8 protein-coding genes and 2 pseudogenes are annotated in these 15,986 nt (G+C 58.4%); 4 read left to right on the plus strand and 6 right to left on the minus strand.

All coding sequences use genetic code 11. The features are described from left to right. Window positions 1-1,110: 1,110 nt before the first annotated feature. From IVB01_RS14550 to IVB01_RS14565, 4 genes are all read left to right on the plus strand, one after another. Window positions 1,111-2,520 carry an MATE family efflux transporter gene (locus IVB01_RS14550; RefSeq protein ID WP_247494636.1) on the plus strand — a complete coding sequence of 470 codons (1,410 nt, stop codon included), beginning with the start codon at window positions 1,111-1,113 and terminating at the stop codon, window positions 2,518-2,520. A gap of 902 nt (window positions 2,521-3,422) precedes the next feature. After that, entirely contained in the window at window positions 3,423-4,925 is a 1,503-nt protein-coding gene (locus IVB01_RS14555; protein ID WP_247494637.1) for an alkaline phosphatase family protein, read from the plus strand. A 520-nt stretch (window positions 4,926-5,445) separates the two neighbouring features. Next, on the plus strand, window positions 5,446-6,474 hold the full coding sequence (locus IVB01_RS14560; RefSeq protein ID WP_247296178.1) for an endonuclease/exonuclease/phosphatase family protein: 1,029 nt from the start codon (window positions 5,446-5,448) through the stop codon (window positions 6,472-6,474). A gap of 1,430 nt (window positions 6,475-7,904) precedes the next feature. Continuing rightward, a complete protein-coding gene (locus tag IVB01_RS14565) occupies window positions 7,905-9,620 on the plus strand; it encodes an outer membrane beta-barrel protein (RefSeq protein WP_247494638.1) in 1,716 nt (571 codons plus the stop codon). A gap of 177 nt (window positions 9,621-9,797) precedes the next feature. Here IVB01_RS14565 and IVB01_RS14570 read toward each other — a convergent pair. The 6 genes and pseudogenes from IVB01_RS14570 to IVB01_RS14595 all read right to left on the minus strand — a co-directional run. Next, window positions 9,798-10,094 (minus strand): annotated as a pseudogene (locus IVB01_RS14570) (IS21 family transposase); the annotation flags it as partial. 131 nt (window positions 10,095-10,225) lie between these two features. Then, entirely contained in the window at window positions 10,226-11,317 is a 1,092-nt protein-coding gene (locus tag IVB01_RS14575; RefSeq protein WP_247494639.1) for a histidinol-phosphate transaminase, read from the minus strand. A gap of 250 nt (window positions 11,318-11,567) precedes the next feature. Continuing rightward, window positions 11,568-12,173 carry a CDP-alcohol phosphatidyltransferase family protein gene (locus tag IVB01_RS14580; RefSeq protein ID WP_247494640.1) on the minus strand — a complete coding sequence of 202 codons (606 nt, stop codon included), beginning with the start codon at window positions 12,171-12,173 and terminating at the stop codon, window positions 11,568-11,570. 7 nt (window positions 12,174-12,180) lie between these two features. Next, window positions 12,181-12,981 (minus strand): phosphocholine cytidylyltransferase family protein, encoded by an 801-nt coding sequence (locus tag IVB01_RS14585; RefSeq protein ID WP_247494641.1) that lies wholly within the window; start codon window positions 12,979-12,981, stop codon window positions 12,181-12,183. Window positions 12,982-13,347: 366 nt separating this feature from the next. Further along, window positions 13,348-14,220, minus strand: a complete 873-nt coding sequence (gene aepX / locus IVB01_RS14590; protein ID WP_247281334.1) for a phosphoenolpyruvate mutase — start codon at window positions 14,218-14,220, stop codon at window positions 13,348-13,350. Between the two features lie 695 nt (window positions 14,221-14,915). Continuing rightward, window positions 14,916-15,369 (minus strand): annotated as a pseudogene (locus IVB01_RS14595) (transposase); the annotation flags it as partial. Window positions 15,370-15,986 lie beyond the last annotated feature (617 nt).

Here is a 15,986-nt window from a genome sequence, read left to right on the forward strand (position 1 = left end):
TTCCCTTGCAGCTCGGAATCGTGCTGCTTGTCGGAGCCGAGTTGCGCGTCGCCTCACGAGACTGCCGATCGGAGACCTGACTCTTCGTTCATAATATGTTCTCGTGGCCTCGGCGGTCGATCCGCAAGCTGGCGCATGGCATCGCCGACGGGCGCGAGATCGTCGTGGCGCGATGGAGCATGCCGCCATTGCACCAATCGCTACTGGACGCCACTCAGAAATAGAAGATCGCGAACGGCAAGACAGTCGATCCCGAGCAACTGCTTCGCATAGGCCCGGACAGTGGCACCACCAATTTAGCGTCAATAGCGCTCATTGGAGGCGCTGACTTGGTCAGGAGCACCGGTGGCTCATGCCGTTCGCGAGCTTCAAGCCAATACGATGGGATTGACGACAGGAAGGTGCCGGTCTGATTGGCCCCAGACAAGACCCGTTCCGTGCTCGCCTTCGCCGGGCCGCCATCGAGGCCGCGCAGCTCATCGATATGACTGCATATCGATATCTGTGATCCAGTCGAGCAAGCGCGAACATTCAGAGCTCGTGATGATCATCCCGGCAGGTCTTCATAACCGGTGAAAATCGCCACTCACTGTGGTCGCATTGGCGCCCACTCGGGCTGAACGTGCGATGCCGATCGTCTTATTCGCGACATGCTGTCGATCCCCCGACAGGTCGGTTTGGGATGAATGCAAGCATCCAGCTGTCGCAGTTGGCACGAGCTTTGAAGGATTGGGATCTCATCGATCGCTCAGGAATGCAGGAATGGCTTACGGGATGATGAGCCTTCAGTTCATCGGGTTGATCAGGTCCAAGTTCGGTCCTCCAACCTTTGGCATCAACTCAGGAGCTCGCGCATGAATTCGCCTCCCTGATCGAGCTCGCTCGACTCCGATGCGCGCCGTCACCATTGCGCGAGTGGTAATCGGCCAATCAGTTTGAGACGGCATCTGCAAGCTCTCCTCTACTTATCGCATGCGACAATCGCTGGCCGCGCTGGTCGAAGCCCAGCGCGAACGTATCGTCGACTGACCCACGAGTTCACTCAGTAGGTGGATGCTTTCGAGAAAGAGGCAGTGCTTCGCTCGCCGAGCCAAGCGGCGCCATGATGACATGGACAAAATAGCCGAGACAAAGCCGACATCAAATTTGCGCCCGGAAGTGACGAGACGGGCGGCCATGCATTGTCTCGCTGTCGAGCTCGGCGAAATCGCGAAACTCGCGTGGCCAATGGTGCTGACGCAGGTTGGGCAGATCGCGATGATGTCGACTGATCTTGCCTTGATCGGTCGGATCAGCGCCGAGGCGCTTGCTGCGGCCGCGCTGGCAGGCCGGTTCTATCTCATTAGCTTCGCCTTCGGCGCGGGGCTACTAAGTGCCATCGCGCCCATGGCGGCGCGGGCGTTTGGGGCAAATAATCTAGCCGCAGTACGGGGTGCGCTGCGCATGGGGTTATGGGCCGCCATGATGCTGTCTTTCCCAATTATTGCTGTGGCGCTGCGAGCAGAGCAAATACTGCTTGCGTTGGGCCAAGCCCCAGATGTTGCGCGGCTCGCCCAGCAATACCTCTTTGGATTAGGATTCGGCGCCGCGCCGGCACTTTCGTTCTTGGCCATCCGCAGTTTCATGGGCGCGGTCAATCGGCCACAGCCGGTCTTGTGGATTACGCTATCAGCGACTCCCCTGAATGCTTTGCTGGTCTATATGCTGGCCTACGGAAAGCTTGGACTGCCTCGGCTGGAGCTGCTGGGGGCAGGTCTTGCGACCACGCTGGTGAACTGCAGCATGTTTTTAGCCGGCTTGTGGTTCGCTGCACTGCGTCGTCCGTTCCGTCACTACCATGTACTTGCACATCTCTGGCGTTTCGATTGGCGCACAATGCGACAGCTCATCGCAATCGGAGTGCCGATATCAATGGCTTCATGGATCGAGTCGGGACTATTTTGGGCCACATCGATTCTGGCGGGCTTGATCAGCACCAGTGCACTGGCCGCTCATCAGATCGCTGTACAGCTCGCCGCGATCCTGTTCATGATTTATGTGGGCGTTGGCACGGCCGCAGCCGTGCGCGTTGGCTATGCGGCCGGCCGCAACGACTTTGCAAGGGCCAAGCAGGCATATCTGGCAGCGATGCTGATCGGTATTGTCATAGCTGCATCGTTAACGCTCGCACTGATCGCTGCGCGCTTTGAGATCGTCGAGCTGTTTCTGGGCAGATCGGCCGGTTCGCCGGCAACGATTAGCCTTGCTGCAGAGCTCCTCGTCGTCGGCGCAACGCTGTTTATCACTGACGCTGTCCAGTGCATTGCGGCGGGCGGCCTGCGCGGACTAAAGGACTCGCGAATGCCGCTTCTGTTTGCGATCATTGGTTGGTGGCTGATCGGCTTTTCCCTCAGCTATTGGCTCGGCTTGAAGGTCTGTCTTGGCGCCACTGGTATATGGATCGGCTTGTCGACCGGAACGACAATCTATGCGGCGCTTCTCGTCCTGCGATTCCGCAACTTGACAAGCCGCGCTCACTGATGCGGGCGTATCGCTGATCCCAAGCGGCGACGATATGCCAGGATACTTGCACTGGCCGATACGAGCGGGCCGAAACTCGAGATTGGCTGAAAATTGGACGTTGCTCCTGATGGCGCGACTGCAAGCGTAAAGAGACGCCTAGCGCATCGCGTTATTCGATCATTCCGTTCCAAAAAGCGATACGCAAAGTGGTTAGCTCGTTCGGGAGCTAGTAGGACTCCTCAAGGCGTCCTTCGCAATTCGCGAGCTTTCCAACTTGGTACCCCCGACAGAATGGCTCAACGGGTTTTCCCTTCGAAAGCGTTGCTGTGACAGGTAGCCACATGCAAAACGCGCTGACGCGATGACTCTCAATCAGGGCATATCGACTTTCCAGACGCCGGCCGTTGACTGCGAGCTCCGCAGCCGCGGAATTCCTGCCAAGCACCAGCGATATATCGCAATCGCCGGAATCAAGCTGCCACACAATCCGCGGCAGCAGCAGTCACAACGCCGGGCTCAACCGCAATGTCGACCAGATCAGGATCGGCTACTGCGCCGAGCGAGCTTGATTCGACGAAGCATTTGTTATTTTTGTTTGCGAGGCAAGGCTGCCCTTGGCTTGTTGGATGTCTCACCTGACGTCCTCGCTCAGAAGCCGCTAGCGATGCAGTCGCTGTCCAATCTCACCCGGTGCAGTCTAAGACTGAGGAGAGCTGCTGGCGCTCGCACGCCACTGATCCCGGCACGGTGCCGGTCGGCACGCCGGCCAGGCGTTGGTCGGCATGACTGGGAGCTCCATACCGGCATCACCCTCGCGCAAGCGATCAGCGTCCATCCCGAAGACAATGGCGCTAGGCTGCGTCAGGTCAGCCAAGCCCCGGCCGATCCGCTACGTCCCAGCTAGACGAAAGCTTACGATCATGTTCAACCGACCGGACCGGTATCGGGTTCTCATCGTGCTATTTGATGGGCTTCGGCCGGATCTCACCAAACCATCGCTGACGCCGAATCTGGTCAGGCTTCAGCGCCGCGGTGCGGTGCTGGCCCGGCAGCGCACCGTTTATCCCAGCGAAACACGGATAGCGCTCACGAGCCTCATCACGGGCGCAACGCCGGATCGCCACGGCATTGTTGGCAATCAGTATCTCGACCGGCACTTTCCGGCACCGCGCTTGGTTGACACAAGTAATGCGCGTCTGATCGAGGACCTCGATGCCGCGAGCGACGGCCATCTACTCGGTGTGGCGTCACTTGGCGAGATCCTCGCGGCGAACGGCAGGACATTGTCAGTCCTGGCATCCAACTCGGCGGGGGCAACCCGTCTGCTGAACCATAAGGCCCGAAAGTTCGGCCAGGTGACGCTCTCGGGCCACTTCCCTTCTATCGCGACCTCGGCCGAGATGCTCAGACAGGTGGAGAGCCTGCTTGGGCCGACGCCTGCGACGCCACCCCCCGGCACCCCGGATCTTGCCTCTCAAGCCTTTCTGACTTCAGCGTTCCTCGACGTCATCTGGCCTCAGATTCGGCCCGACGTCGCAATCCTCTCGTTCGGCGAACCCGATGGTTCCTCCCACGATTGTGGAACCGGCGCGCCAAGAACTCTGGAAGCGATCAGCTTTGTCGATCGGCAGTTTGGCCGGGTGCTCGATTGGTGGGAAGCTGAAGGCGTGTGCCAGGGCGTGCACCTGATCGCAGCCTCCGATCACGGGCACGTGACGGTGCATGCGCGGGCCGATCTCTTGCAGACGCTTGAGGCTGCGGGGCTGCGCTGCGGCCCGGCACCGGCGGCTGGGATCGACGCCATCGTCATACCTGGGCAGGTCGGAGCAATTTACCTGGCCGAGCCCTCGCAGATCGTTATCCGCCGCGCCGTCGGGGCAATGATCGAAAGGCCCTGGTGCGGTCCGGTGTTCACCGCTGGCGGCGCGGTCGATGGCATTGCGCCCGGCAGCTTCGCCCGTCATCTCGTGTTCGCCGACCATGCCCGATCGGCAGATATCCTGTTCTCGTTTCGATCCGATGGCGGCCTTGATCGTTTTGGTCTTATCGGTCGCAGTTGGAGTGCGGATGGGCCAGTCGGCTTAGGAGTGCACGGCGGGTTGCATGCCAAGGAGATGTCGTCTGTCGGCATTTTGGCAGGACCGCTCGTCAAAGGCGGCTTCGTCTCAAAAGTCCCCTCAAGTATTTGCGATTTTGCGCCCACAGTGCTCGGTCTTCTGGGCATCTCGCGGCCAGCAACGATGACCGGCCGCGGCCTCACTGAGGTCTTCATCGACGAGGGAGGGGACGTGCCTCGGACGATCGAAAAGGTCTACGAGACCAGCAGCGGCGCATACCACCAGCACCTCCGTCATGTGCAGGTCGGTGAGGCAGTCTATCTTGATTCTGCTGACGTGGTGGGTCGTCCCAACAATCTCACATAAACTGAGCGTCGATCCGTAGGCCTCATCAGGGCGATAACACGCAGAAATCTTTCTTTTTGCTGCGTAGCGCATCGGTCGAACGTGATCGGCAGCCATGCGCAAGCGTGGCGCGCAGGTGTCGCCATGTCACAGAAGCGCAAGAAAGTGGCGTCGGGGACGGATCATGCGCTGACAGTGCACGCAAGAAGACGGGCAGGAGTGCCAGTCGCGGCCGCCGTCTAGCGTAGAAAAGCTGTATGCAGCAGCTTGGCTGCCTCGATCAAGCCGCCGGTGAAGTCATCGCTGCCTTAGGACGCGGCGGAACGACACCGGGCCGGTGGCCGCCAACGGTACGCCCGGCGCTCAGGGCGCCAAGCCAGCGCTATGCAGCAATCTTCCGCGAGCGATCCAAGTTGTGTCAGAGCGCCGCAGGGTTTTTGCCCGCCCCGTCGGCCTTCCTCTATTTCAAATCGATAAAATCAGTGGTTGTATACGGTGATTTCAGCGACCGCGCTCGCTCTATCGTTTTTTGGAGTTATCGATGAATTACACAGGCCTGAGGTGGATCAAGGACGACAAGCAGCGCCAGAGGATTGTTGCGGGGCTCAGCAAACTGCGCACCGGGCTTAAGAAGAAGGTGCCTGCCAAGAGTGACGGTACGCTGCTGCTGGCAACCTGGAATATCCGCGAGTTCGGCGGGACCAAGTATGGCGGCCGAACGACCGACGCAATGTACTACATCGCGGAGTGCATAAGCCGCTTCGACTTGATCGCGGTGCAGGAGGTACGGGCCGACCTCAAGGCGCTCAAGGAAATTCTACGCCTGCTTGGCCGGCAGTGGGACGTCATCTTCACAGACGTCAGTTTCGCCGACGGCGGCAATTTCGAGCGGCTCGCTTTTGTCTACAACACGGCCAAGGTCAGCTTCACCGGACTTGCCGGCGAACTGGTTCTGCCGAGCAAGACCGCCACCGAGCGAATGAGCCAGGTCGCCCGTACCCCCTTCGTCTGCGGTTTCCAGGTGGGCTGGGCCAAGTTCAACCTATGTACGGTCCACATCTACTACGGTACCGCCAAAGCGGAGGATCCGCGGCGTGTCGACGAGATCAACGCGCTTGCCAAGCTGCTTGCCACCAAGGCCAAGGATTACATCAACACAAGCGCCCCGGCCGACTACTCGCCCGAACACCTCGTACTGCTCGGCGACTTCAATATCTTTTCCCGCACGGATAAGACTTACGAGGCGATCACCAGAAACAGGTTCGAGGTCCCGGCCGAGCTGCAAAAGCTGCCAGGGAGTAACGTGGACCAGAACAAGTTCTACGACCAAATCGCATTTTTCAAGCAGAAGGTAGGTGTGAAAAGCACTAACGCAGGCGTTTTCAATTTCTTCGACTATGTCTTCGACGATCCGAAGGAATTCAGAGGCGGTAAAGGCGCGCCGACCGCTAACATGTTCAGGCAGTGGCGCACCTTCCAGATGTCGGACCACCTGATCATGTGGTGCGAGTTCAGCGTTGACCAAACAGATGCCTACCTGAAGGCGTTGGCCGCTTGGAACGGCAAGTAGGACGGCCGATCGCAGCTGGGTCTCTCGTTACGTTCGGCAGAAGAGGGCGTTGCGTGTCCCGCTGCAAAGACGATCGCGAAAATAGCGTCTTACCTCGGACGCTGCTGATGGACGAGGGTATTTCTAGTTTCAGATCCGCCGAGTCTGCTGTTGGAGGCTGTGAAGAGGTACCGTCCGGTTCCGTGCGCGATAGGCGTTGCAGGCGTCGGTGCCGCCGCAGCTATTGTCTATACTGCGTTAAAAGAGGACAGCAGAAGCGCCGCCAACAGCGCGGCTATCATGCTGGGCTTCATGATCGTGCTGCTTGTGTTCGCGAGCCTGATGCGAACAAAGAGCACCACATACGTTATGCGGGCTTTCCTCATGATGTGGGTGATGGTGGCATGCTTCTGCACCATCTTTGTGCAACTGAGTTCATTCATTTTTCGGTGGTCAACGGTTAAATTTGGCACCGGCGAGTCTTTGGAGTGCGAGGAAAGCAGAAGAAAAAGCTGCGGAGGGGGCTTGTCGGACAGTTCAACAGATCAATGCGTCCTCACGTATAGGAGTTCATCTTTCCTCAAAAGCGGCTCGCCTAATGACTGGCAAAGGCTGACCGAAAAGGCGAGGACCTACGCAAGATCGGTTAGCCAGCTCCCAGTCAGATGGCCAGCGAGCCGAACCTGTATGCAGCGCTGGCGGGCGCGCGTTTCACGCACTTCAATCAACTGCTGGATCGGAAGAGTGGGCTGGCCGTCGATCCACTATTGTGGAATGCGGTACCGCCGCTTGAACTCCGACGCTTAGAGAGATAGCGGATGAGCTGAGGAATAAAGCCGCTGTCATTTGACGAGACCCTCGCGCGTATCCTCGCGGCGGTAAGAGCGAGGAGGCGCTCGAGTCGACGATCCTTCGCTCAGGCATGCCGATTGAGTACGACGTCGTGTGAGAAGAAACCGCCGAGGAACACGGAGAGCCGCTCACCGCTCACCGCACATCTGACAACTCCTAAAAGGCTTGCGGGTCGAGGCCCGAACCAGCAAGGTACTCTGCGGTCTTCCTGAGCGCCCTTGCGTCGCCGTCTCCGAGCTCGTCGCCTGCGATGTGGACGTCCTCATCGGCTTCCCCGGCGTCCGGGACGGCCGAGCCGTGCGACAGCCGAGGAGTGTGGAGCAAGAGAAAGGGCTCTTCGCGGGAGCATTCACCACCTATCCGATCGGCCGGAGCCGGCGTGCAGCATGCGTTTCGTGTCCGACCTCAGACGCTCGGCCCGTTTCAAAATCCACCGATCTTGTTGCGAAGACAACATCGAGGTCGAAAACCGCAGCGAATGCGCATTGCGTCCGCTGGCCTAGATCCTGCAAACCGCAACCGCTGTGGAAGCGGCGCTAACAACGTCGGCCATTTGGCTGTCGTTGCAAGGTGGCGCGCGTCTGTGTTCGTGAGGTGAAATGCGGTCCCAACTTCTTTTTTACGCTGTCGCAACAGCTGCGCTCATTGCAGGCGGCGCTGTCAATTCGGCCGATCTCAAGCCGGCAGTAAAGGTCCCACTCGCCGTCTGGAGCTGGACCGGAGGATATATCGGCGGGCACGTCGGTGGGGGCTACGGGCGAACATCATTCAGCGACCCCTATGGCCAGTCACTCTATGGTGACGTTGTCGACACCCCTGTGTTCCTGGCCGGAGGTCAGATCGGCTACAACTGGCAGAGGGAACGCTGGGTTTTTGGCGTTGAACTGGACGCCAGTCGCGCTGTCTCAGACGGCAGAAACACCTGTCTTGCCGCCTCCAGCTCTGTCATCAGCGCAAACTGCAGCGCTGGTCCAAGCGTCTTTGCGACCGGGACGGGTCGCCTTGGGTATGCGTTCGGCCCGCATGGCCAAACACTTGTTTATCTCAAGGGGGGCGTGGCCTGGCAGCACAATAGCGGCGTTGTCGCCAACAATAACGAATTCCGTAGCAGAAGTCACCCATTTGGCTTGGCGCCACAGAATGCCACCGATTTCGATTATGGTCGAGTCGGTGGCACGATCGGCCTGGGCGTCGAGCAAGCACTCGCGAACGCATGGTCCGTGACGTTTGAGTACGATTATCTGGGATTCACCGGTCCAAGTGTCGCGACCCCTCCGACCCTACAGAGGCCGCCCTTGGCAACCATCCCCGCCAACACCACCAGCCTGTCCAGCAGCTATCACATCGTAAAGCTCGGTCTGAACTACCATTTTGACGCACACCCACGGACGCCAGGATGGTCAGATACGTCGCTATACGCAACGAAGCCGACCGTCAGCGCCTCGCCGATTGGCTTCGCTGATGGGTGGTCGCTGGAAAGCGGCACACGGCTGTGGTTAAGCCGCGGAAGCTTTCAATGGGACCACGGGAGTACTGATCTAGTATCAAAGCTCACCTACCATGGGCAGGATGGGATTTCCGGTGAGTTGTTCGAGCGGCTGGACAGCCCCTGGGGAATCTTCCTGAAGGGCAATATCGGGTTTGGGCGCTTCAGCAATGGAAAGATGAACGATGAAGATTGGGGCGTGGGCCCGCTCGCTTATCAAAACACACTATCGGGCCAGGGCAACGGAAGGTTCACGTACTTCACCGCGGATGCCGGTTACGATTTCCTGCATGGCAGCACCTACAAGGTTGGTGGGTTCATGGGCTGGAGCTACTACGGCCAGAAGTCTGACACGATCGGATGTGTGCAGACCGCCTCCCCCAACGTTGCACCTTGCCTTGTGCCGGGCGATAGAAGGATTGTCGGCAGCCAAGACACTGATTGGAATGCGCTGCGCATCGGCCTTAGCGCTGAGACCATGTTGTTCGATCTCTGGCGCGTAAGTGCCGACGTTGCTTACTTGCCGTGGACGGACTTCCGAGGGCGCGACAACCATCTGATGCGCCAATTCACGACCTTCCTTGATCAACGCGGGAGTGGTGGCGGTGGTGTGCAGGTTGAGGCAGCCCTATCCTACTTTATCACTAAGAACGTCAGCGTTGGCTTCGGTGGCCGCTATTCGGCTATGTGGACGCCAAACCAACGTAAGACGCTCGCTACCGGAGCCAACCAGGAGAACCGCCCTCCTGCTACCTCTGGGCCCCTTCCGGGGGACTATCGCATGGAACGATGGGGTACGTTCTTACAGGTCTCCTACAAGTTTAACTGAACTGCTTGCTCCTTGCTCTAAGCGTCGAACGGCATTATGGCGCGGATACTGGTTACGCCTCCGTATTCTTCGCGGATGCGGAGGGCGTGATCAGCACGAAGCCGATCTTGAATCCGAACGCGGGTCCGATTTTGTGAAGCGTCTCTGAGGTCGGATTGGCCACACGCGTTCGATCTCGGCTCGGATCCGACGCTCCAGTGTGCGACGGGTGCCGGCTCGGAGTTCGGCATGGCGCCGAAACATCTCCTCGAAGATCCCGACGGGCCGCAGCCCGGGATCGGCCTTCAGCATCGGCACCATCTCTGTCTCAAACACGCTGGCCAACGGGCTCAGCCGGCGACGGCCGCGGGGAGCCTTCTCTGCGATGGAAGCCGGGGATCCTTCTCGATCCGGTAAGCGGTCGAGGTGCTCAACGACGCCTTGCCGCGGCCGCTGGCGGGCTATCGGTCTACGGTACTTCATATAGAGCCTCAGCGCTGTCTGGCTGTTTTGAGGGGCGAGCGCCGGAAGGCCACTAGCTTCGCTCCCTCGGAGCGGAGGCTGTGCCTTTCAATGCAGAAGGATGTCTCAAGTCTCGAATGCTCGGTGACTGAAGACAAGTTGCGCTAATCAGCAACTTCTTTCAATGCTTCCACCAAGAGTTTATTGTCTTCATCAGTGCGGCATGCGATGCGCAAGAACCGCTTGCCATTTTGAAGCGTCTTTCCGCCACTGTGCCTGATCAATATGCGTCTATCTTTTAAAAGCGTTGAGGCGATCACGTCCCCATCCGGCCAGTGGGGCGGCAGTTCGCAGAACACGAAATTCGCGTCGGGCTTTAGAACTCTCATTCCGTCGATGCTGCGCAGGTCTGCGTATAGTTTGTCTCTGTCGCTGCCTACCCTCATCCAACTCTGCTGTGCCGCGTGCGCGAGGTGAGGGAGCCTGCTCAGAAAAAACTCGCCAACCGTATTGACATTCCACGTGGGGAGCGCCGCTCTAATTTCCTTCATCATCTGTTCATTTGCGGATGCCGCATACCCCATCCGCAAACCGCATGTTCCGTAAATCTTTCCGAGGCTTTTGAGAACGATCACATTGGGAAATTCGAGCAAGTGATTTTCCAGGCTAGCACTTCGTCCGAGCTCACTAAACTCTATAAATGACTCATCGATCAGTAGCAGTTGCTGTTGAGCTCGAAGCGCGGAAGCGAGATATAGTAAATCCGCATAGGGAACCATCCGCGAAGTGGGATTATTCGGCGATATCACGACTGCGCCGTTGACGCCATTTGTACGCGCAAATGCTGCGTAGCGGTGCACATCGAGTTCAAAATCTGGCGGTGACAGAAAAAAGCGTGACAACCGCCCGGGCAAGGCGGTGGTTTCATAAGGATTGAAGGTTGGGACCGGGACAGCAATCCTCATTCCCAGTCGACCAAGGAAGATGGGAATGAGTTCAGCCACGCCATTGCAAATGACAAGTTTATTCGCTGGCGTCTTCACCGCATCCGCAAGAAGCTGGACCATCTGCGCATTAGGAGAGGGATAGCAGGTGATAAGCCGCGGTAGCGCGTTCTTAAGTTCGTCAAGGAACGCCTGCGGCGGAAAATAAGAGTTTACCAGAAGGACGAAGTCCTTGATGTCATATTTCCAATAGCCGCCGGGGAATCGGTTGATCAGGTCAGAGACCTCGTCCGACCTAAGGGGTGGGTCCATTTGTGCTGCCCTCTTCATGCGTGCGACTAGCTCAACATTTCAGGACAAACGAAAATTGCAAGATGGTCGCCATCTCTCGACAAGCTCACGGCGAACAAGCATCGAGCAGTGCCGATTGGTGCGGAAATGCTCTCGGCAACAAGTCTGGTGCACGCCGCGGTTGGCGAGACTACACGTCATCATGTGACCTGCATGGAGGGAAGCCTGCAACACGAAGAAGGCAGTCGCTGGATCATACTTCCATCCGCAATCAAAAGGAGCGACTGACTAAAACCACCGACGACGCGACGGCGAAGATGCTTATTGCCGTATACATTGTTGCGCCGAGTGGTGGCACGCGAACAGGCGCGACATGCGCTGTAGCGAGCAGCAAGAAGCCAATGTTTACGACGTCAGTAAATGCTTCAGCAGGAATAAGAGGCTTAAAAAGAAATAGGAGCGCCAGGAGCGGCACGTCGTATGACAAGGGGACGCCCAAGAAGCGTCCATCGCGCGATCTGCCGAAGTTCGCAAAGTAGCTAAGCCTTATTGCTCCCGTCACCAGTAGAGCGGTTGCGGTCGCAAGCGCGAGTTGTGAAGCTTGGCTAACTTGTACCACAACTACCGCAGGCACAACGGCTCCATAGACGATATCTGCAAACCCATCGAGGCTCGCTCCCATTCTTGCGACATCTGGATCGCGACCTTTCGTGCGACCTGCCACAACCCCGTCGAGGTGGTCCGATAGAACGGCCCAAAGCGCTGCTGCCACGGATAGCTCAAGGCGGTCAGAGAGAGCTAAAAACAGGCTGGCGGAGGAAAAGAGAAGGCCTGTGATCGTTATGGCGTTCGCTGGATCCCAAAGGTATTTTAGCATTGCACTCTCACCTCGTTTGCAAATCACGTCTCGCCGTGTAGGCCTTCGTTCGGTCCTTGAAAATGCGCTCGGCAATCTCCAAATCGTCAGCGTTATCAATTTCGTACCAGCTGAGGCCATCGCATCGCGCCGCGGCGAGCTGGAGGCCTCGCCTCTCTATCAGATAACCCAAAAGTTCTTCGGTGTAGGTCTGCCGAGCTCCAGCGGCGACAACATCGTCCAGTGTCGGAACGATCGTTGCCTTGAGTGTCGGCGCCGAAAGCCGTAGAAGGTTCATCGTCTTGAAAAGCTGTGGGCCATCCGCAACAAGATTTGCCGCGGTTTGCTTCAATCGAAAACCTGAGATGAAGCCGTTCTGCGACAACAGAACGGCCGACCCTTCCATTGAATCATCGAAGGGAACGACTGCAGCTACGTCTGTCCCCCGGCAGACCATCAAGTGTCGCAGCGCATCCTCTTCGAAAAAGACGTCGCCCTCGAGAAGAAAGCAGTCTCCGGAGAGAAGAGCGTCGCGCGCCAGCCACAAAGAATAGGCGCTTCCGGTCCGGTCGAAGACGGTCGACTCGACATATTTGATTTTGAGTTCGCCAAAGTGGCTACCGCAGGCATATTGAATGGCATCTTTGCGGTAACCCACCACGATCGTCACCTCTTCCACGCCAACAAATTCCAGATTGCGCAGAGCGTTGTGAAGAATCGAAGTGCCGTTGACCTCGACCAGCGACTTCGGCCGCAGATCTGTCAGAGGACGCAGGCGAGAGCCGCAGCCAGCGGCGAGAATGACGGCGTTCTTGGGAGCATCGATCACCGTTTAGTTCCTTTTTCGTCGCGCCTCTAGGGTGAAACACCGACAGCTTCTTCGTCGCCAGCGTGGGCATGCTGAAGCGACATCAGGTCTGCGGGAGCCATCTGAAAATGGAGCACAAGCGTGAAGACAGGCAAATGGCCCTCGTCGGTCCTTTCTCCAGAGAGAAGGAAGGCGCTGGATCCGGTGCCTCGAGCTGCCGAGATGGCAAAGTGCGCATTTCGGTTGAGTGAGGCGTGCTACGCCATCTAAGAACATCTCAGTGCAATGGTTAGGGATTTGAGATTGCAGTCGAACCGGGCCAGCTAGGAGGAAGTCCAGGACAGTAGGTCGTCGACCATGACTATGCGCTCCTATGTCGACGAAACCCTATTTGCGCAGTTCAGCGTCGGGCCGCAAATATCGCGTTTCCGCACGGGCCAGTTCGTCGTACTTGAACAGTTCGAAGACTTCCTCGAGAGTGGCAATATGCGGCTCAATGCTCGCGGTGCTTTCCTCAGCGATGATGCGACCGCAGACTTGACGCATTGCCGCCGTTGCCGCTCGCATGGAGTGGTTGGCCCAGATCACCGTAGAGATGTTGGCTTTGCGGTATGCAGAGATCGGTGTTCGATAGTATTTCGTCGGAACGATCACGACCGGCAATCTGTTCTGCCAAGCGCGCGCGAACGAAAGGATTTCGTCCGCGGTGCTCTTTCGCGAATGAATAAGGATCGCATCGGCTCCCGCGTCGGCGTAAGCGTGAGCGCGCGAAAGTGCTTCGTCCATCTCATGCCCAGCGATCAATGCCTCGATCCTTGCCACCAAGATCAAGTCGTCCGCGACTGTATCCTTCACTGCCCGGAGGCGGCCAGAGAATTCGTCGATGTCGGCGAGGGGGTGCCGATCCCCAACAAACGAGTTCATCTTCGGAAAACAGCTGTCCTCGAGCGCGACGCCGGCTGCTCCACGCTGACGAAGCCTGCGTGTGACGAGGCGTGCATTGTTGAAATTCCCGAAGCCGCCATCTCCGTCAACGAGCACAGGCAGTTCGCTCGATTCCACGATCCGCTCGACTACGTCTACGAGTTGGCTCCACGACGCTTCGTTGGCATCGCGGTAGCCCAGGGAGCAGGCAATAGACAGGCCAGACGCCCAGAGGCCTTTGAACCCTGCGCGCTCAGCGATCGCGGCGGAGAGACCATCATGCGCTTCCATGAGGAACGATAGCTCTCTGCGGGAGCAGATTTCGGCGCGCAGGATTTCAGCACGTGAGGAACCGGCGGATTGATCAGGGCCGTTGGCGAGAACAGATGGTAATCGGTGTTGCATGCCAATTCCTTGTGATGACCGGCGTAATGTGGAGACCGGCCGATTTCATCAACCGATAGGTGACATGCTTCCGTCATCTAGATCAATTACGAGGGTTGGTAGTTGATCGGGCCCGCAAACCTGTTCCGTCTCGCAGTGCTCGAGGGATCACTGCTAAGCTCCGCCGATCATTTGAGTGATGGCACAAATTGAAAGCACAGTTGTGCCCTGGTCGAGGCGCCGACCAACGCCGTCATCGATCTTGCATTTGTCCACGCGGTATTGAGACTGCACGATCTGCGCGAAGGCTTCTGAAGTCGATAGCATTCTAGAGAGTGCGGGCTCAAGCAAGTCAGGGCGCGAATTCATTGTGGACGCGCGCGCCTTTAAGGTTTGGGGAGGGCGCAGTGCGCCAAATTCTGATCCCCGCAGCGGCGGCATACCATGGCGACCGTCGCTTTCTAGGGGCGGGAGACGCCTCGGTGGCATACTGAGAAAATTGGTGGCTCAGTGCCCCGAACTTGAAGAGAGCTCTTCGGCCAGCTTTAATTCGAGGATCGGGATGATGTTCGCGCTGAGGGTATTATGGATTCGCTTCCTTCGGGGCATGGAAGCACGGCGCGGTTTACTCAGCCGGAGATTCGGCGGTCGATCGGGCGGGCGAGGAAGGCCTTCACCTTGTCGTCGATCTCGCCACACAGCCGGCTGACCTGGCTTTGGAGATGCCAGTCATGCCCATCGCCTGCATCAGATAGCCCGCCGAACGGGTCGAGACGCCCTGCACACAAGCTTCCTGCACCACGGCGGTGAGCGCCTTCTCGGCCATGCGGCGCGGCTCCAGGAAAACCCGGGAACTAGGAGCCTTTGCGCAACTTTGGAGTGCGCAGTTCGACCGCACCGGCGCGGGTCTCCCAGATGCGCTCCCGGTAACCGTTGCGCCGGGCCAGGCGCTCGGGGCTCTTCTCGCCGTAGCTCGCCCCGGTCTGGCCCTCGACTTCCAACTCCATAGACGCTGGGCGGCAAAGCCGATCATCTCGCGCAGCAGATCGGCACCAGGATCTTCTCTCCGAGTGCGCGCAGGTTCATCATGTCGTCGGTCATCGGTGGTTACTCGGTTGCGTTGGCGTGTCGCAACCCGATCTTACCGGAGAACTGCCGGTGACCAGCGCAAGACCGCCCGCCCGCTACGGCGGTATTGGGGGCGCGTCCGGGCGGCTTTGCTCTACCGAGCTACACCACCACCGGGAACACGACCCGGTGTTGCCCTGCTGAAGGAATTAAAGTCAATACCGTGGCCGTCGTCGAGCCGCAATTCGGAAGTGCCTTTAACTGGTCTCACATTGTCCAAGATTGCCGAGTTCGAGAAGGCGCATGCGGGCGGCGATTGAGCAATGGCATTCGCATCTTTCAGCGCCCGGAGCCAATTCCCGAAGGTGTCTGTCTGGCAGACTTCGAGCATGCGTCCTAATACACAGGGGAGCCGGGAAGTTGGCGGCTACAACACACAACCGAGAGGAGGGTCCTTCCATATTCCCAAATTTCTGGATCACCTTGGCGTTCCCCAACTCGACGCTCGATGGATCGGTCGTCCTTGAGAAGGCGAGGGTGCAGGCAGACCTAGCTTGCGCGAGAGAGCTGCGGCGTGCCTGACAGTCGCTTGGCGCTGAAACATTCCGTCGCCTTCCGGGCGCGTTGCCTTCGTCAGAGGGGGCGAAGGA

The organism is Bradyrhizobium sp. 164, assembly GCF_023073715.1.
GTDB lineage: Bacteria > Pseudomonadota > Alphaproteobacteria > Rhizobiales > Xanthobacteraceae > Bradyrhizobium.